The sequence below is a fragment of the Pseudomonas qingdaonensis genome (genome assembly GCF_018398475.1).
GTDB classification, from domain to species: domain Bacteria; phylum Pseudomonadota; class Gammaproteobacteria; order Pseudomonadales; family Pseudomonadaceae; genus Aquipseudomonas; species Aquipseudomonas palmensis.
Window position 1 is genome coordinate 5,821,319 of sequence record NZ_CP074676.1, and the last position, 18,327, is coordinate 5,839,645.

An 18,327-nucleotide genomic window follows, 5' to 3' on the forward strand; every position below is an offset into this window, starting at 1 on the left:
AGGAGCCGCCACACAAACAAGAACGGGCACCTTGTAGGGGTGCCCGCTCTTCAATGCAATCAGTAGCCCACGGCCTTACGGATTGACGCTGTCCTTGAGGAACTTGCCTGGCTTGAACGCCACGGTGTTGCTGGCCTTGATCTTCACCGGCTCGCCCGTCTGAGGGTTCTTGCCGGTGCGCGCGCCACGGTGGCGCTGCAGGAACGTGCCGAAGCCTACCAGGGTGACGCTGTCTTTCTTGTGCAGCGCGTTGGTGATTTCTTCCAGTACGGCATTGAGCACGCGGTTGGCCTGCTCCTTGGTAAGGTCGGCTTTCTCGGCAATGGCTGCGGCGAGTTCTGGTTTACGCATGGTGAAGCCCCTCTGACGGATTTTTTGTTGTTATGCCGTGCTGCCTTGCAGGCAGCGCCTAAGGCACCGCAGGCTCTAAACTGCGGCAGACGGGTGTGAGAATGGCACGCCGCCAGTGGCCGCGCCAGTCTCTGGGCGGCCATTGTTCAGGCAATGGCAGGGTATATCCGACAGAACGACAGCTATTTATGCCAGCAACGGCGGAAGTTGACGGTTCAGCGCCAGCTTTTCCATCACTGCCGTACCGGTCAATACATAGCCCAGCAGCTGGCCATCGGCATCCCGGCAGAGCACCTTGATGTCGCTGCCCTGCCCTTCGACCTGCCACTGGCCTTCGCGGGCGCGTGGCGGCGGTGAAACGACCAGCGGGCATACCGGGGTCTTCACCGTGATGGGCATAGGCCCGTAGCTGACCACCGTCGGATTACCCGCCAGGGTCTGCGCCAGCGCGCGCGCGCAGGCCATCAGCGGCATCACGTACAGCAGGTTGATGCCGTCGACCTCGGCACAGTCGCCCAGGGCATGGATATTGGCGTGCGAGGTGCGCAGGTGGCGGTCGACCACCACCCCGCGATTGACCTGCAGGCCAGCGGCGGCAGCCAGGTCGATGCGGGGGCGCAGGCCGATGGCCGATACCACCAGGTCGCAGACGATCACACTGCCATCGGACAGATGCGCTTGCAGGGCATCGGCCGAACGTTCCAGGCGGGTCAGCACCGGGCCCAGGTGAAAGCGCACACCAAGCCCTTGCAGCCCAGCCTGCACCGCAGCCGCGGCGGCCGGGTGCAGCAGGGTCGGCATGACCTGCTCGCAGGGGGCGACGATGTCGATCTCGAAGCCACCCAGGTGCATGTCGTTGGCGAACTCGCAGCCGATCAGCCCGGCGCCCAGAATCAGTACCCGGCGCTTGCCGGCCGCCGCGGCGCGAAAGCGCGCGTAATCTTCGAGGTCGTTGATCGGGAAGATCGCATCGGCTGCGTCGCCCTGCACCGGCACCTGGATGGTCTGCGCGCCCAGCGCCAGCACCAGGTCGCGGTACGGCACCTGCTCCTCGCCGATCCACAGGCGCTTGTGGCCCGGGTCGATGCCGCTGATGCGCGTATGGGTACGCACCTGGGCCTTGAGCTGCTCGGCCATGGCCCCCGGCTCGGCCATGCTCAGGCCGTCGGCGTCCTTGTCCTTGGCAAAGCCGGTGGACAGCATCGGCTTGGAATACGAGCGACCATCATCGGCGCTGATCAGCAGCAACGGCGTCTCGCCGTCGAGCTTGCGAAATTCGCGGGCGAGGTTGTAGCCCGCCAGCCCCGTACCGACAATCACCACCGGATCGCTCATGCCTTCATCCCTTCCCTGTATAAAAAATGATCAGTTGATTTCGATCATCTCGAAATCCATCTTGCCCACGCCGCAGTCCGGGCACAGCCAGTCTTCCGGCACGTCCTGCCACAAGGTGCCCGGCGCAATGCCGTCATCCGGCCAGCCATCGGCCTCGTTGTAGATAAGCCCGCATACCACGCATTGCCACTTCTTCATGATCGCTCTCCCTCCAGTAATCCAGACGCACATCGGTTGTGATCATTACAGTCTTGGCGCTGCATGGATCGTCAGGGGGCTTTGTACTGAGGCTGGTGGCGCGATGCAAGCGCAACCGGCAAACATGCTAAGCTCGGCGCCTCACTGGCTTGTAACCGCATACCTACCGTGCCGTACGAAACCTCGCAAGTGCCCGCGCCACACTGGCTGCAGCAGCAAACGCCGCTGGCCGCAAGCGCCGACCCCCTTACCGCCGACTGGCTGTTCGACCAGGGCTCGTTGACCCGCCGCCTGACCCGATTATCCGCCGATCACTTCAGCGTGACCCCCCTGTACGAGGGCTGGCAGCCGCTGCGCGCCGACGAGTGCACCAGCCTCGGCCTGGCCCCGGGCAGCGAAGGCTGGGTGCGCGAGGTGTACCTGCGCGGGCATGGCCAGCCGTGGGTGTACGCACGCAGTGTGGCCGCGCGCAGCGCCCTGCAGCAGGGCGGCCTGGACATGGAAGCGCTGGGCAGCCGTTCGCTGGGCGAGTTGCTGTTCTGCAGCCCCGGGTTTACCCGCCAGGCCATCGAGGTGTGCCACTACCCTGCCGCCTGGTTGCCCCGCGAGCAGCGCCATGACGGCCTGTGGGCACGCCGTTCGCGGTTCGACCAGGGTGAACTGAGCATCCTGGTGGCCGAGATCTTCCTGCCCGCCCTGTGGCAGGCCACCGACACCCGCCTGGAGGACCGCTGATGTACCTGAGCCTGCTCAAGTCGCTCAATCGCCTGCACCCCCGGGCGTGGGACTTCATCCAGCTCAGCCGCATGGACAAGCCGATCGGCATCTACCTGCTGCTGTGGCCCACCCTCACGGCGGTATGGATCGCGGTCAAGGGCACGCCCACCGTGGCCAACGTGCTGATCTTCCTGTTCGGCGTGGTGCTGATGCGCGCCGCGGGCTGCGCGATCAACGATTTTGCCGACCGCAAGGTCGACGGTCACGTCAAGCGCACCGCCGAACGCCCGCTGGCGGCCGGGCGCATCAGCGGGCGCGAGGCGCTGGTCCTGTTCGCGACCCTGGTGGGGCTGAGTTTCGTGCTGGTGCTGTGCACCAATGCGCAGACGGTATGGCTGTCGTTCGGCGCCGTGGCGCTGGCAGCCTGCTACCCGTTCATGAAGCGCTACACCTATTACCCGCAGGTGGTGCTGGGCGCGGCCTATTCCTGGGGCATCCCCATGGCCTTCACCGCCGCCACCGGCGAGCTGCCGGCCATCGCCTGGCTGCTGTACATCGCCAACCTGCTGTGGACCGTGGGCTACGACACCTACTACGCGATGGTCGACCGCGACGACGACCTGAAGATCGGGGTCAAGTCCACCGCGATCCTGTTCGGCGAAGCCGATCGCGCCATCATCCTGACCTTGCAGCTGCTGTCGCTGGGCTGCCTGCTGATGGCCGGCAACCGCTTCGAGCTGGGTGGCTGGTTCCACCTGGGGCTGGTAGGCGCGGCGCTGTGCTTCGCCTGGGAATACTGGTCGACCCGCAGCCTGGATCGCGACGCCTGCTTCAAGGCCTTCCTGCACAACCACTGGGCCGGGCTGCTGGTGTTCATCGGCGTGGTACTGGACTACGCCCTGCGCTAGCCGCCCCGGGGGCGGCCGCGCAAGGCCGGCCTCATGGCTTGGCGGCGTGCCAGACGTCCTTCATGCCGTCGCCGGTCATGTCACCGCCCTTCTTGTCCTTGACGAAGGTGTACAGCGGCTTGCCATCGTAGGCCCACTGCATCGAGCCGTCTTCGCGCTTGATCTGCGTCCACTTGCCCTCGGCGGCTTCGCCCGCCATGGCCTTGAGGGGCGGCCAGTTCTTGGCGCAGTCGTCATTGCACATGGATTTGCCACCTGCATCCTTGTCGAAGGTGTACAGCGTCATGCCGGCAGAATCGACCAGCACGCCGTTCTTCTCCATCCCCGGCGCGGCCGCTGCCACCCCCGGCAGGGCCAGTGCTGCAACAGCAAAGAGAGCCATCCAGTTCAGCGTATGTCGTGTCATTGGATTCACCGTTTTTGGTGATGGGTGGGAGCTAAAGCCTAGCTCAGCCAAGGAATGTTGCCGCCAGGCCACACGACCTGTCACACGACTGCAATAATTCCGTTATCTAATGCGGGCCAAGACACCTTAATGGGAAGAGGTTTGAGCATGGTTGGCAGGAACATTCTGATCGTTGACGACGAGGCGCCGATTCGCGAGATGATCGCCGTTGCATTGGAAATGGCCGGCTACGACTGCCTGGAGGCGGAAAACTCGCAGCAGGCCCATGCCATCATCGTCGACCGCAAGCCCGACCTGATCCTGCTCGACTGGATGCTGCCGGGCACTTCGGGCATCGAACTGGCGCGGCGCCTCAAGCGCGACGAGCTGACCGGCGACATCCCGATCATCATGCTCACCGCCAAGGGTGAGGAAGACAACAAGATCCAGGGCCTGGAAGTCGGCGCCGACGACTACATCACCAAGCCGTTCTCCCCGCGCGAACTGGTGGCCCGCCTCAAGGCCGTGCTGCGCCGTGCCGGCCCCAGTGATGGCGAGGCCCCGATCGAGGTCGGCGGCCTGCTGCTCGACCCGATCAGCCACCGCGTGACCATCGACGGCAAGCCTGCCGAGATGGGCCCTACCGAATACCGCCTGCTGCAGTTCTTCATGACCCACCAGGAGCGCGCCTACACCCGTGGCCAGCTGCTCGACCAGGTATGGGGCGGCAATGTGTACGTGGAGGAGCGCACCGTCGACGTGCATATCCGCCGTCTGCGCAAGGCGCTGGGTGAAGCCTACGAAAATCTGGTACAAACCGTGCGCGGCACGGGATACCGGTTCTCAACCAAGAGTTGAGAACACGGCAAGCTACAAGCCTCAAGTAAGAGCAAAAGCAAACGCAGATCCGCTTCAATCTTGCAGCTTGCCGCTTGCAGCTTGCAGCGGGTCCTAAGGACCCACCGTGAACCAAAACTGGCATGGCACCCTGATTCGCCACATGCTGCTGCTGACCACCGTCTGCCTGCTGGCAGGGCTGATCAGCGGCCATTACGGCTGGAGCCTGGCCCTGGGCCTTGGCGTGTATCTGGGCTGGACCCTCAAGCAGCTGCTGCGTCTGCACGACTGGCTGCGCCAGCACAAACCCGACGAGGCCCCGCCCGACGGCTATGGCCTGTGGGGCGAGGTGTTCGACAGCATCTACCACCTGCAACGCCGCGACCAACGCGTGCGCGGGCGCCTGCAGGCAGTGATCGACCGCGTGCAGGAGTCCACCGCCGCCCTCAAGGACGCGGTGATCATGCTCGACAGCGACGGCAACCTGGAGTGGTGGAACCGCGCCGCCGAGACCCTGCTGGGGCTCAAGACCCCACAGGACAGCGGCCAGCCGGTCACCAACCTGGTGCGCCACCCGCGCTTCAAGGAGTACTTCGAACAGGAGAACTACCTCGAACCGCTGGAAATCCCCTCGCCCATCAGCGACCGCCTGCGCATCCAGCTGCACATCACCCGCTACGGCAACAACGAACACCTGATGCTGGTGCGCGACGTGACCCGCATCCACCAGCTCGAACAGATGCGCAAGGACTTCGTCGCCAACGTCTCCCACGAGCTGCGCACGCCACTGACGGTGATTGCCGGGTACCTGGAGACCCTGCTCGACAACGTCGAGGAGGTGAACCCGCGCTGGGTGCGGGCCCTGACCCAGATGCAGCAGCAGGGCGTGCGCATGCAGACACTGCTCAACGACCTGTTGCTGCTGGCCAAGCTGGAGGCCACCGACTACCCCTCCGACAACCAGCCGGTGGCCATAGACACCCTGCTGCAGTCGATCAAGGGCGATGCCCAGGCCCTGTCCGGCCAGCGCAACCAGCGCATCACCCTGGACGCCGAGCCGGGCGTGCGCCTCAAGGGCAGCGAGGCGGAACTGCGCAGCGCGTTCTCCAACCTGGTGTTCAATGCCGTCAAGTACACCCAGGATGAGGGCCAGATCCGCATCCGCTGGTGGGCCGACGCCCAGGGCGCGCACCTGAGCGTGCAGGACTCGGGCATCGGCATCGACCCCAAGCACCTGCCACGCCTGACCGAGCGCTTCTACCGCGTCGACTCCAGCCGCAACTCCACCACCGGCGGCACCGGCCTTGGCCTGGCGATCGTCAAGCACGTACTGCTGCGCCACCGCGGCCGGCTGGAGATCAGCAGCGTACCGGGCCACGGCAGTACCTTTACCTGCCATTTCGCCCCCGTTCAGGTGGCAACCCGCACCGTTTCCTGAGCGACCGCCCTTTAAATTTGCGCAGTCAGCCGCTACATTGGCTGACTCGCGCCAGTACCTGCTGGCATTGCCACACTCCCTTATTTCAGAAGACGGACCCCGTAAAACTCCATCATGGACCCTTCCCCTGGTATCACCCTCGCTTCACTGTTCGCCGATTTCGGCATGATTCTTTTTGCTCTGCTGCTGGTTCTGCTCAACGGATTCTTCGTTGCGGCCGAGTTCGCCATGGTCAAGCTGCGCTCGACCCGGGTCGAGGCGATTGCCGGCAAGAACGGCTGGCGCGGGCATATCCTGCGTACCGTACACAGCCAGCTGGACGCCTACCTGTCGGCCTGCCAGCTGGGCATCACACTGGCCTCGCTGGGCCTGGGCTGGGTCGGCGAGCCGGCCTTCGCGCACCTGCTCGAGCCGCTGCTGGCGGCGGTGGGCGTGCAATCGCCCGAAGTCATCAAGGGCGTATCGTTCTTCAGCGCCTTCTTCGTGATCTCCTACCTGCACATCGTGGTCGGCGAGCTGGCGCCCAAGTCCTGGGCCATTCGCAAGCCCGAACTGCTGTCGCTGTGGACGGCGGTGCCGCTGTACCTGTTCTACTGGATGATGTACCCGGCCATCTACCTGCTCAACGCCAGTGCCAACGCCATCCTGCGCATCGCCGGCCAGGGCGAGCCCGGCCCGCACCACGAGCACCATTACAGCCGCGAGGAACTCAAGCTGATCCTGCACTCCAGCCGGGGCCAGGACCCCAGCGACCAGGGCATGCGCGTACTGGCCTCGGCGGTGGAGATGGGCGAACTGGAGGTGGTCGACTGGGCCAATTCCCGTGAAGACATGGTCAGCCTCGACGCCCATGCGCCGCTCAAGGAGATCCTCGCGATGTTCCGCCGGCACAAGTTCAGCCGCTACCCGGTGCTCGACGCCGAAAGCGGCGAATTCGTCGGCCTGCTGCACATCAAGGACCTGCTGCTGGAACTGGCCGCGCTGGACCACCTGCCCGAGTCGTTCAACCTGGCCGAGCTGACCCGCCCGCTGGAACGCGTATCGCGGCACATGCCGCTGTCGCAGCTGCTGGAGCAGTTCCGCAAGGGCGGCGCGCACTTTGCCCTGGTCGAAGAGGCCGATGGCAAGGTGATCGGCTACCTGACCATGGAAGACGTGCTCGAAGTGCTGGTGGGCGACATCCAGGACGAACACCGCAAGACCGAGCGCGGTATCCTCGCCTACCAGCCCGGCAAGCTGCTGGTGCGCGGCGACACCCCGCTGTTCAAGGTCGAGCGCCTGCTGGGCGTGGACCTGGACCACATCGAGGCCGAAACCCTTGCTGGCCTGGTCTACGAGACGCTCAAGCGCGTACCGGAAGAAGAAGAGGTGCTGGAGGTCGACGGCCTGCGCATCATCATCAAGAAGATGAAAGGGCCCAAGATCGTGCTGGCCAAGGTGCTCAAGCTCGATTGACGCGCCTTACGGGTTGCCGGCGGTAAAGCTCGGCAGCCCGCCGATGGGCTGGTTGAACTGGTACGGGATCGACTCCAGCGCCAGCCCCACGTTGCGCTGCACCACGAAATGCAGGTGCGGCCCGCTGCTGTTGCCGGTGTTGCCGGACCTTGCCAGCGGCGTGCCATAGGCCACCCGCTGGCCTTCGCTGACCACCACCGACCCGCGCATCAGGTGCAGGTACACGCCCATGGTGCCGTCGGCATGCAGAATCCGCACGAAATTGCCTGCCGGGTTGGTACCGCGCCCGCTCTGGGTGTTTTCCGTCTTTATCACCACCCCTGCCCGCGCCGCGATGATCGGCGTGCCTTCGGGCATGGCGATGTCCATGGCATAGCGGCCCTTGGGGCCGAAGTGGCTGTAGGTGCCATTGGGGCCCTGGGAGAGGCGGAACGGGCCGCCGCGCCAGGGGAACGGGTAGCGATAGGCCTGGGTGCGCTGGGCGGGGTTGCCCAACGTGTAGTTGAACTGCTCGCGGTAGCTGACCGGGGTACCGGGCTTGCGCGCACCGAGGGCAGTGAGCAGCAGCGTGGAACGGGCCGGTACCACCCGCCGGACGATGCGCGGCGCCAGGTTCTGCACGTTGCCCAGGCGCTCCAGGCGCAGTTCCACTTCGACCGGGGCGTGCAGCTCGTTGCGGGCACTGAAACGCACGCCGTCGGCGTACTTGCTGACCTGCAACTGCACCTGCTGGCCCAGCTGCTCGACCATGCGATCACGGAACACCAGTGCGCGAGCGCCGGGGCTGGGGCGATCGGAATAGGACACCACGCCGTCGGCGTCGGTGTTCTTGTAGATGGTCATGGCCCAGCTCGGGCCGGCAGCCAGCAACAGGGCGCAGAACAGCAGCAGGTGTGGCGGCATCGGTAGTGGCCATCTGACAGGTTAGCTGTGAGCAAGCCTAGCAGGGGAATATGGAGGGCGTGTTGCGGGGACTGATGCGGGGTATGGCAGGCGATCAGTGGTGTGTCCTTCGCCGGCAAGGCCGGCTCCTACGGCTGTAGGAGCCGGCCTTGCCGGCGAAGAGGCTGCGAGCAGCAAAGGGCCTGTCAGGCCCCCGGCACGAAGTGCTTGAGCGCCGTACCGCGGGCAATCAGCCGCGACAGGTAGTCGAGCTTCTGCGCATCCTGATCGACAAAGCGGAAGGTCAGCTGCAGCCAGTCGCTGTCCGGCTTGGATTCCACCGCCACCACCGCATGCAGGTACCCGTTGAGCCGCGCGATCTCGGCATTGTCGCCCTGCTCCAGGTCCAGCACCGCGCCTTCCAGGATCTGCGGCAGCACTTCGCCACGGCGTACCACCAGCAAGGCTTCCTTCAGGCTCAGGGCCTTGATCACGCAGGCCTGGTTGCCGCTGGACAGGCGCAGCTGGCCCTGTCCGCGGCCCGCCGGCGCCGCCGCCTTGGCCGCGCCCGGTTGCGGCGCATTGATCAGTGGCTTGGCCGCCGCCACCGGGGCCGCGGCTGGGGCGGCCGGGCGCACGTTCTCGGCCTTGCCGCCGGTCAGGGCCGACAGCGAGTCATTGGCAAACGCGGAGGTGGCGCGGGTGGGCGCACTGGCCATCAGGGTATCGAGCTTGCCCAGCTTGGTCAGCGCCTTCTTCACCTTGGTCAGCAACTGCTCGTTGGTGAACGGTTTGCCGACAAAGTCCGACACACCGGCCTGGATCGCCTGCACCACGTTTTCCTTGTCGCCACGGCTGGTCACCATGATGAACGGCATGGCCTTGAGCGCTTCGTGCTGGCGGCACCAGGTCAGCAGCTCCAGGCCCGACATCTCGGGCATCTCCCAGTCGCACAGCACCAGGTCGAAACGCTCGCGCTCCAGCAGCACCTGGGCCTTGCGACCGTTGACCGCGTCCTCGATGACCATGCCGGGGAAGTAATTGCGCAGACACTTTTTCACCAGGTCACGGATAAACGGCGCGTCATCCACGACCAGAACACTGACTTTACTCATCGCCACTCCTTCAAGACCCGGCTAGCATAACGTTGACTGATGGCCATTTGCCAAGACTTCGCTCATGCCGGGGCTCCGTCAAATCATTCGCGGGTGCGTGCTGTTGCGCTGCCGCAAACGAAAACGCCCGGCCAAGGCCGGGCGTTCATTCTCGGGGCAGTCCTATTTATCGTCAGGTTTGCCCGGAACATTAGCTTTTTCGCCGTTGCCGTTGCCCTCGACTTCTTCCTTCATTCGCTTCAGGCCCAGGTGACGCACGTCGGTACCGCGCACCAGGTAGATCACCAGCTCGGCGATGTTGCGCGCGTGGTCGCCGATGCGCTCCAGCGAACGCAGCGCCCAGATCACGCTCAGTACCCGCGAGATCGAGCGCGGGTCTTCCATCATGTAGGTCACCAGCTCGCGCAGGGCGGTCTTGTACTCGCGGTCGATGGTCTTGTCGTACTGCGCCACCGACAGCGCCAGCTCGGCATCAAAGCGGGCAAAGGCGTCGAGCGCGTCGCGCACCATGTTGCGTACCTGGTCGCCGATGTGACGCACCTCCACGTAGCCGCGCGGCGACTCGCCTTCTTCGCACAGCTGGATGGCGCGGCGGGCGATCTTGGTCGATTCGTCGCCGATGCGCTCCAGGTCGATCACCGACTTGGAGATGCTGATGATCAGGCGCAGGTCCGACGCCGCCGGCTGGCGCCGGGCCAGGATGCGCACGCACTCCTCGTCGATGTTGCGTTCCATCTGATTGATCTGCTCATCGACTTCGCGCACCTGCTGGGCCAGGCCCGAATCGGCCTCGATCAGCGCGGTGACGGCGTCGTTGACCTGTTTCTCGACCAGGCCGCCCATTGCCAGAAGATGGCTGCGAACCTCTTCAAGTTCGGCGTTGAACTGCTGGGAGATGTGATGGGTAAGGCTGTCTTTGTCGATCATGAGAAATCCTTGGCGCGTCCGGTAAGTGCTGTCAGGCGGCGTTCAATCGTTGAATCCTAGCCATACCGACCGGTGATGTAGTCTTCGGTCTGCTTCTTCGCCGGGTTGGTGAACAGGGTGTCGGTGTCACCGTATTCCACCAGCTTGCCCATGTACATGAACGCGGTGTAGTCCGAAACCCGCGCGGCCTGCTGCATGTTGTGGGTCACGATGACGATGGTGTACTTGGACTTGAGTTCGTAGATCAGCTCTTCGACCTTGAGCGTGGAAATCGGGTCCAGCGCCGAGCACGGTTCGTCGAGCAACAGCACCTCTGGCTCCACCGCGATGGTACGGGCGATCACCAGGCGCTGCTGCTGGCCGCCGGACAGGCCCAGGGCCGAGTCGTGCAGGCGGTCCTTGACCTCCTCCCACAGGGCGGCGCCCTTGAGTGCCCACTCCACGGCTTCATCCAGTACACGCTTCTTGTTGATGCCCTGGATGCGCAGGCCGTACACCACGTTTTCGTAGATGGTCTTGGGGAACGGGTTGGGCTTCTGGAACACCATGCCCACGCGGCGGCGCAGCTCGGCCACGTCCTCGCCCTTGCGGTAGATGTTGTTGCCGTCGAGGTTGATCGCGCCTTCCACCCGGCAGCCGTCGACCAGGTCGTTCATGCGGTTGAAGGTGCGCAGCAGGGTCGACTTGCCGCAGCCCGAGGGGCCGATGAAGGCAGTCACGCGCTGCTTGGGAATGTTCAGGCTGACATCGAACAGCGCCTGCTTCTCGCCGTAGAACAGGCTCAGGCCCGGCACTTCGATGGCCACGGTCTCGTCGGCCAGCTGCAGGCTCTGCTTGGTGCGACCCAGGGCGGACATGTCGATGCCGTGGGTGTGGGATTCATGCTGCATGGTAAGACTCCATACGCTATCAATTTCGTTTCATCGTACCGCCCGGCACAACACACGGGCGGCGCTTGCAATAAGGGGTATCAGCTGTCCAGCGCCTTGTACTTCTCGCGCAGGTGGTTGCGTATCCATACCGCCGAGAGGTTGAGCGTGGCGATCACCATCACCAGCAGCAGCGCCGTGGCGTACACCAACGGCCGCGCGGCCTCGACGTTGGGGCTCTGGAAGCCGACGTCGTAGATGTGGAAGCCCAGGTGCATGATCTTCTGGTCCAGGTGCAGGTACGGGTAGTTGCCGTCCACCGGCAGCGACGGCGCCAGTTTCACCACACCCACCAGCATCAGCGGCGCCACCTCGCCCGCGGCACGGGCCACGGCCAGGATCATGCCGGTCATCATCGCCGGGCTGGCCATCGGCAGCACGATCTTCCACAGCGTCTCGGCCTTGGTCGCACCCAGGGCCAGCGAGCCCTCGCGCACGGTCCGCGGGATCCGCGCCAGGCCTTCTTCGGTGGCCACGATCACCACCGGCACCGCCAGCAGCGCCAGGGTCAGCGAGGCCCACAGCAGGCCCGGGGTACCCAGGGTCGGCGCCGGCAATGCTTCGGGGAAGAACAGGTGGTCGAGCGAGCCGCCCAGCACGTACACGAAGAAGCCCAGGCCGAACACGCCGTAGACGATCGCCGGCACGCCGGCCAGGTTGTTCACCGCGATGCGGATCAGCCGGGTCACCGGGCCCTGGCGGGCATATTCACGCAGGTACACCGCCGCCAGCACGCCGAACGGGGTGACGATCACGGCCATGATCAGGGTCATCATCACGGTGCCGAAGATCGCCGGGAAGATCCCGCCCTCGGTGTTGGCTTCACGCGGGTCGTCGCTGAGGAACTCCCACACCTTGGCGAAGTAGGTGCCCAGCTTGGTGAAGTTGTTCATGGCGTTGGGCTGGTAGGCGTGCACCACCTTGTCGAGGTTGATCTCGACTTCGCGGCCATTGCCGTCACGGGCCACCAGGCTGTCGCGGCTGAAGTCCTGGTGCAGCTTGCCCAGGCGGTCCTCGATGGCCTTGTAGCGGTTGTTCAGCTCGGCGCGCTCGGCATCCATGTCGGCCTGCGCTACAGGGGTCAGCTTGCCTTGCAGTTCCAGCTTGCGGGCTTGCAGGCGCAGGCGCTCAAGGCCATGGTTGATCGCACCGATGTCCTTCTTCTCGAGCTTCTGCAGCTCGCCGGCCAGGCCGGCAGCACGCTTGAGGCGTGCCTGCAGCTCGTTCCAGGCGGCCTGCCCTTCGGCAACCACCTTGCCGTTTTCCTTGACGCTGACCAGGTAGCCGTAGAAGTTGCCCCACTCGCGGCGCTCCAGGGCGATCAGGTCGACCGGCTTCTGCTGGTCCACCAGCCAGTCGCCGACCACCCAGGTGAAGTCACTGCCGTTGAGGTCGCGGTTGCCGACCTTGATCAACTCGCGGGTCATGAACTCCGGGCCGTTGTCGGGTACCGGCAGGCCGGCCCCCTTGAGGCGTGCCAGCGGCACCTCTTCCTTCTGCACCACTTCGCCGATGACGATGTGGTTGGCCTGGCCCGGCACGTTGTAGCTGGCCTGAATCAGGTCGGCCGGCCAGAAGTGCGCCAGGCCGCGCACGGCGATCACGGAGAGCAGACCGATGGTCATGATCACCGCGATGGACACCGCGCCACCGCTTATCCAGACGCCAGGGGCGCCGCTCTTGAACCAGCTCTTGAGGGAATCCTTTTTCACGGATCTCTACCTTTCTATCAAAGCGACGAGTATTTCTTGCGCAGACGCTGGCGAATCAGCTCGGCCAAGGTGTTCATCACGAAGGTGAACATCAGCAGCACCAGCGCGGCGAGGAACAGCACGCGGTAGTGGCTGCCACCGACTTCCGATTCGGGCATCTCCACCGCGACGTTGGCCGCCAGGGTGCGCATACCTTCGAACAGGTTCATTTCCATGACCGGGGTGTTGCCCGTGGCCATCAGCACGATCATGGTTTCACCCACCGCGCGGCCCATGCCGATCATCAGCGCCGAGAAGATGCCCGGGCTGGCGGTCAGGATGACCACGCGGGTCAGGGTCTGCCACGGCGTGGCGCCAAGTGCCAGCGAGCCCAGGGTCAGGCTGCGCGGCACGCTGAACACGGCGTCCTCGGCAATCGAGTAGATGTTCGGGATGACCGCAAAGCCCATGGCGATACCGACCACCAGGGCGTTGCGCTGGTCGTAGGTGATGCCCAGGTCATTGGTGATCCACAGGCGCATGTCGCCGCCGAAGAACCAGGTTTCGAGGAACGGGCTCAGGGTCAGCGCACCCCAGCCGGTGAACAGGATCACCGGGATCAGGATCGCCGCTTCCCAGCCATCCGGCACACGCAGGCGGATCGACTCCGGCAGGCGGCTCCAGATGAAGCCGGCCAGCAGGATGCCGAACGGCATCACCACGAACAGGCTGAACACACCGGGCAGATGCCCTTCCAGGTAAGGCGCCAGGAACAGCCCGGCGAAGAAGCCGAGGATCACCGTGGGCATCGCCTCCATCAGCTCGATCACCGGCTTGACCTTGCGGCGCATGCCCGGGGCCATGAAGTAGGCGGTGTAGATCGCTGCGGCAATCGCCAGCGGTGCGGCCAGGATCATCGCGTAGAACGCGGCCTTGAGCGTACCGAAGGTCAGTGGCGACAGGCTCAGCTTGGGCTCGAAGTCGGTGTTCGACGCGGTGGACTGCCAGACGTACTTGGGCTCGTCGTAGTTCTCGTACCAGACCTTGCTCCACAGCGCGCTCCAGGACACTTCCGGGTGCGGGTTGCGCAGGCTGGCCGGGATCAGCTTGCCGCCCTCTTCGACGAACAGGCGGTTGGCCCGTGGCGACAGTGCCAGCACGCCGGCGCCTTCGGCCATCGGCTCCACCAGCAGGGTGCGATGTGCGGTGCTGTGGAACACGCCGAGCTTGCCGCTGGCATCCAGTGCCACGAAGCCCTTGCGGCGCTCTTCGGCATCGATCTGCACGATCGGCGCCTTGCCCATCTGGAAGGTACGGATCTGCTTGAAGCGCTGTTCGCCGTCCGGGTCGCGGGCCATGAACCACTGGGCCAGGCCACCCTTGGAGTCACCGATGATCAGCGAGATGCCGCCCACCAGCTGGGCGCTGGCGGTGACTTCGGCATCGGCGTCGTCGAGCAGCTTGTAACGACCGTTGAGGCTCTTGTCGCGCAGGCTGAACACATCGGCCTGGGCCCGCCCGTTGATCACGTACAACCACTGCTGGCGCGGGTCGATGAAGATCGCCTTGACCGCCTCGGTCATCTGCGGCAGTTCGATGTGGTTCTGCTCGCTGGTGACTTCGCCGGTCATCATGTTTTCTTCGCGGCTCAGTTGCAGTACCTGCAACTGCGCACCGCTGGAGCCGGCCACCACCAGGGTGTCGCCATTGACGTTCAGGCTCACGTGCTCCAGCGCACGGCCCGAATCGCCAAGGGCGAACGGTTGCTGGCCATAGGGGTAGTCGATGGCCGGGGTGATGGTCTTGTGGTTGTCCGGGTAGGTGATCTTGTAGCTGTGGCTGAACACCAGTGCCTGGCCGTTGGACAGGCCCAGCACCACCAGCGGGTTGCCCGGCTGGTCGGCGCCGATCGAGGTCACCTGGGTGCCGGCAGGTACCGGCAGGTCGACACGCTTGAGCTCGGCACCGGTCTTGGTGTCGAAGAACAGCGCCTGCCCCTTGTCCGAGACGCGCATGCCGACCAGGTTCTGCTCTTCGAGCGCGATCATCAGCGGCTTGCCGGCGTCCTGGGTCAGCCAGGCCGGGGTCATGGCCTTCTTGGTGGTCAGTTCGGCGCCTTGAAACAGCGGCACCACCACGTAGGCCAGGTAGAAGAAGATCAAGGTGATCGCCGCCAGCACGGCGAGCCCGCCCACCAGTACATACCAGCGGGTCAGGCGGTCCTTGAATGCACGCAGGCGACGCTTGCGTTGCAGCTCGGGCGTATTGAAATCAATCCGCACGGGGGGAGAATTTTGGGTCATGGTGGAGTTGGCCAGATCATTCATGCGCTCACCCTAGCGGTCCCGTATGACAAAAACATGACAATGCAGTGACGCAAAAAAGCCCGCCGCTCAGGCATGCCTGGCAGCGGACTCGCAATTTGCAGCGCGGCCCGCACAGATGCAGGGCGCGCCCGTTCACACTCAGTTTGCAGCGACGCCTTTGGCGGCGTGGTTCAGGCCCAGGTCGGCCAGCGCTTTCTCGGCCACTTTGGCGGGCAGCGGGATGTAACCGTCTTTCACCACGACCTGTTGACCGGCCTGCGACAGCACCAGCTTGACGAACTCGGCTTCCAGCGGGGCCAGAGGCTTGTTCGGGGCCTTGTTGACGTAGACGTAGAGGAAACGCGACAGCGGGTAGGTACCGTTGAGGGCGTTGGCTTCGTTGTCTTCGACGAACGCGCCGCCTTCCTTCTTGGCCAGGGCCACGGTTTTCACGCTGGCGGTCTTGTAGCCGATGCCCGAGTAACCGATACCGTTCAGCGAGCTGCTGATCGACTGCACGACGGACGCCGAGCCAGGTTGTTCGTTGACGTTAGGCTTGAAGTCGCCTTTGCACAGGGCTTCTTCCTTGAAGTAGCCGTAGGTGCCGGATACCGAGTTGCGACCGAACAGCTGGACCGGCTTGTTGGCCAGGTCGCCGGTCACGCCCAGGTCGCCCCAGGTTTTCACGTCGGCCTTGGCACCGCACAGGCGGGTGGAGGAGAAGATGGCGTCGACCTGAGCCATGGTCAGGCCCTTGATCGGGTTGTCCTTGTGCACGAACACGGCCAGGGCGTCGACGGCGACCGGGATGGCGGTCGGCTTGTAGCCGTACTTCTGTTCGAACGCCTGCAGCTCGACGTCTTTCATCTTGCGGCTCATCGGGCCCAGGTTGGCGGTGCCTTCGGTCAGCGCGGGTGGCGCGGTGGAGGAGCCGGCGGCCTGGATCTGGATGTTTACGTTCGGGTATTCCTTCTTGTAGGCCTCGGCCCACAGGGTCATCAGGTTGGCCAGGGTATCGGAACCGACGCTGGAGAGGTTGCCCGATACGCCGGTGGTTTTGACGTAGGTCGGAATAGCAGGATCAACAGCGGCAACTGCGTTGGCAGTCGCAACGCCAGCGGCGGCAAAGGTCAGGGCCGCCATCAAACGCTTCAGTTTCATGCCTTACTCCTAGCAGGAATTGGGGGTAGATGGATCGGGCCCAAGTATCTGCAGGCCGTATGACTACTCTATGAACTGAATGTGACAATTAGATGAAAGGCCATCACCTCGTTCGAGGGATGGCCTTTATAGCGGACGCGGGGCGGGGTTTCAGCGCTTGGTGAGCAGCAGGTAGATGCCTACCAGCAGGCCCAGGGTGCAGATGCCGGCGACATAGTAGGCCGGGCCGAGCGGGCTGAACTTCATCAGCGAGGTGACCATGATCGGGGTCAGGCCACCGAAGATCGCGTAGGCCAGGTTGTAGGAAAACGACAGGCCGCTGAAACGCACCACCGGCGGGAAGGCGCGCACCATCACGTAAGGCACCGCACCGACGATGCCCACGCACAGCCCGGTAACGGCGTACATCGGGTACAGCCACTCAGGGTGCGCCGCCAGGTTGTGGTAGAAGCTCCAGGAGCTGGCCAGCAGCGCCAGGCTGCCGACGATGAACACGCGCCCGGCGCCGAAGCGGTCGGCCAGGCGCCCGGCCACGATGCAGCCGATGCTCAGCAGCACGATGGCCAGGCTGTTGGCCTTGAGGGCCTCGGTGGCGCTGATGCCGTAGAGAGTCTGCAGCACGGTCGGGGTCATCAGGATGACCACGATGATGCCGGCCGACAGCAGCCAGGTCAGCAGCATCGACAGTACGATGGCGCCACGGTGGTCACGCAGCACCGCGCGCAGCGGCACTTCCTCGGCCAATGCCTTGCGCTGCTGCATCTCGGCGAACACCGGGGTTTCGTGCAGCCAGCGGCGCAGGTACACCGAAAACAGGCCGAACACGCCGCCGAGCAGGAACGGGATCCGCCAGGCGTAGTCGCTCAGTTGCTCGGGGGTGTACACGGTGTTGATCAGGGTCGCGACCAGCGAGCCGAGCAGGATGCCCGAGGTGAGGCCCGCCGTCAGGGTGCCGCAGGCGTAGCCGATGTTGCGCGCCGGCACGTGTTCGGACACGAACACCCAGGCACCCGGCACTTCACCGCCAATGGCGGCGCCCTGGATCACGCGCATCAGCAGCAACAGGATCGGTGCCCACATGCCGATCTGTGCGTAGGTGGGCAGCAGGCCCATGATCAGGGTCGGCACGGCCATCATGAAGATGCTCAGGGTGAACATCTTCTTGCGCCCCAGCAGGTCGCCGAAGTGGGCCATCACGATGCCGCCCAGCGGGCGCGCCAGGTAGCCGGCAGCGAAGATGCCGAAGGTCTGCATCAGGCGCAGCCACTCGGGCATGTCGACCGGAAAGAACAGCTTGCCCACCACCGCGGCGAAGAACACGAAGATGATGAAGTCGTAGAACTCCAGCGCCCCGCCCAGGGCGGAGAGCGACAGGGTCTTGTAGTCACTGCGGGTGAGCGGCCGCGAGGGCTGCTCTATGGAGGGGGGCACGGAGGTCATCGAAGCGTCTCTTATTGGCAAATCAGGCCGCGGCAGCGCTGGCCCCGGCCTGTCAGGAGGTCGAACGATAGCAAATTGTTCGAAAAAGCACATGGATCGACATAATCGGGGCAGATAATCATGACCGCATGGTCGTCGCCCCACGCGCGGCTCTATATACTGGCCGCTCGTATCAAACGGTTACGCCTTGTGTGGGATGTTGTGCGAAAACGCCGCTAGGTATGCTTAGTCGGTTTCGCAGAGTTTCCCTTC

The 18,327-nt window shown here is 64.5% G+C and carries 17 protein-coding genes; 5 read left to right on the top strand and 12 right to left on the bottom strand.

The features are described from left to right. Window positions 1-75 precede the first annotated feature (75 nt). From KH389_RS26695 to KH389_RS26705, 3 genes are all read right to left on the bottom strand, one after another. Entirely contained in the window at window positions 76-351 is a 276-nt protein-coding gene (locus tag KH389_RS26695; RefSeq protein WP_008366879.1) for an HU family DNA-binding protein, read from the bottom strand. 186 nt (window positions 352-537) lie between these two features. Beyond that, window positions 538-1,686, bottom strand: coding sequence for an NAD(P)/FAD-dependent oxidoreductase (locus KH389_RS26700; RefSeq protein WP_054916465.1), 1,149 nt, complete (start codon window positions 1,684-1,686; stop codon window positions 538-540). A 30-nt stretch (window positions 1,687-1,716) separates the two neighbouring features. Beyond that, entirely contained in the window at window positions 1,717-1,884 is a 168-nt protein-coding gene (locus KH389_RS26705; protein WP_007954349.1) for a rubredoxin, read from the bottom strand. A 168-nt stretch (window positions 1,885-2,052) separates the two neighbouring features. On the opposite strand from KH389_RS26705, the gene KH389_RS26710 reads away from it, so the two are divergent. Both KH389_RS26710 and ubiA read left to right on the top strand, forming a co-directional pair. Further along, a complete protein-coding gene (locus KH389_RS26710) occupies window positions 2,053-2,619 on the top strand; it encodes a chorismate--pyruvate lyase family protein (RefSeq protein WP_210014036.1) in 567 nt (188 codons plus the stop codon). Further along, a complete protein-coding gene (ubiA, locus tag KH389_RS26715; RefSeq protein ID WP_213606577.1) occupies window positions 2,619-3,509 on the top strand; it encodes a 4-hydroxybenzoate octaprenyltransferase in 891 nt (296 codons plus the stop codon). Before KH389_RS26710 ends, ubiA begins: the two co-directional genes overlap by 1 nt. A 31-nt stretch (window positions 3,510-3,540) precedes the next feature. Here ubiA and KH389_RS26720 read toward each other — a convergent pair whose 3' ends face one another. Then, complete coding sequence (locus KH389_RS26720; RefSeq protein ID WP_213606578.1) at window positions 3,541-3,915, bottom strand: COG4315 family predicted lipoprotein; 375 nt, start codon at window positions 3,913-3,915, stop codon at window positions 3,541-3,543. 147 nt (window positions 3,916-4,062) lie between these two features. On the opposite strand from KH389_RS26720, the gene phoB reads away from it, so the two are divergent. The 3 genes from phoB (at window position 4,063) to KH389_RS26735 (ending at window position 7,624) form a co-directional block, all read left to right on the top strand. After that, on the top strand, window positions 4,063-4,752 hold the full coding sequence (gene phoB, locus KH389_RS26725; RefSeq protein WP_028942483.1) for a phosphate regulon transcriptional regulator PhoB: 690 nt from the start codon (window positions 4,063-4,065) through the stop codon (window positions 4,750-4,752). 142 nt (window positions 4,753-4,894) lie between these two features. Beyond that, window positions 4,895-6,169: a phosphate regulon sensor histidine kinase PhoR gene (gene phoR, locus KH389_RS26730; protein WP_244988738.1), complete on the top strand. Its 1,275-nt coding sequence runs from the start codon at window positions 4,895-4,897 to the stop codon at window positions 6,167-6,169. A gap of 114 nt (window positions 6,170-6,283) precedes the next feature. Then, complete coding sequence (locus KH389_RS26735) at window positions 6,284-7,624, top strand: hemolysin family protein (protein WP_043861548.1); 1,341 nt, start codon at window positions 6,284-6,286, stop codon at window positions 7,622-7,624. A gap of 6 nt (window positions 7,625-7,630) precedes the next feature. Here the strand turns inward: KH389_RS26735 and KH389_RS26740 are convergent, their stop codons facing one another. The 8 genes from KH389_RS26740 to KH389_RS26775 all read right to left on the bottom strand — a co-directional run bounded on the left by KH389_RS26740 (window position 7,631) and on the right by KH389_RS26775 (window position 18,075). Continuing rightward, window positions 7,631-8,527 (bottom strand): peptidoglycan DD-metalloendopeptidase family protein, encoded by an 897-nt coding sequence (locus KH389_RS26740; protein ID WP_054916463.1) that lies wholly within the window; start codon window positions 8,525-8,527, stop codon window positions 7,631-7,633. Window positions 8,528-8,712: 185 nt separating this feature from the next. Continuing rightward, window positions 8,713-9,621: a response regulator gene (locus KH389_RS26745; protein ID WP_213606580.1), complete on the bottom strand. Its 909-nt coding sequence runs from the start codon at window positions 9,619-9,621 to the stop codon at window positions 8,713-8,715. Window positions 9,622-9,783: 162 nt separating this feature from the next. Next, window positions 9,784-10,548 (bottom strand): phosphate signaling complex protein PhoU, encoded by a 765-nt coding sequence (phoU, locus tag KH389_RS26750; RefSeq protein ID WP_043861545.1) that lies wholly within the window; start codon window positions 10,546-10,548, stop codon window positions 9,784-9,786. 56 nt (window positions 10,549-10,604) lie between these two features. Beyond that, window positions 10,605-11,438: a phosphate ABC transporter ATP-binding protein PstB gene (pstB, locus tag KH389_RS26755; protein ID WP_043861544.1), complete on the bottom strand. Its 834-nt coding sequence runs from the start codon at window positions 11,436-11,438 to the stop codon at window positions 10,605-10,607. A gap of 80 nt (window positions 11,439-11,518) precedes the next feature. Beyond that, window positions 11,519-13,189 (bottom strand): phosphate ABC transporter permease PstA, encoded by a 1,671-nt coding sequence (gene pstA / locus KH389_RS26760; RefSeq protein ID WP_043861543.1) that lies wholly within the window; start codon window positions 13,187-13,189, stop codon window positions 11,519-11,521. 17 nt (window positions 13,190-13,206) lie between these two features. Continuing rightward, window positions 13,207-15,495 (bottom strand): ABC transporter permease subunit, encoded by a 2,289-nt coding sequence (locus KH389_RS26765; protein WP_043861542.1) that lies wholly within the window; start codon window positions 15,493-15,495, stop codon window positions 13,207-13,209. A 138-nt stretch (window positions 15,496-15,633) separates the two neighbouring features. After that, window positions 15,634-16,635 (bottom strand): phosphate ABC transporter substrate-binding protein PstS, encoded by a 1,002-nt coding sequence (locus KH389_RS26770; RefSeq protein WP_043861541.1) that lies wholly within the window; start codon window positions 16,633-16,635, stop codon window positions 15,634-15,636. Window positions 16,636-16,785: 150 nt separating this feature from the next. Continuing rightward, the gene (locus tag KH389_RS26775) at window positions 16,786-18,075 is read right to left on the bottom strand and encodes an MFS transporter (RefSeq protein ID WP_043861540.1); all 1,290 of its coding nucleotides are present in this window, start codon (window positions 18,073-18,075) and stop codon (window positions 16,786-16,788) included. Between the last annotated feature and the right edge of the window lie 252 nt (window positions 18,076-18,327).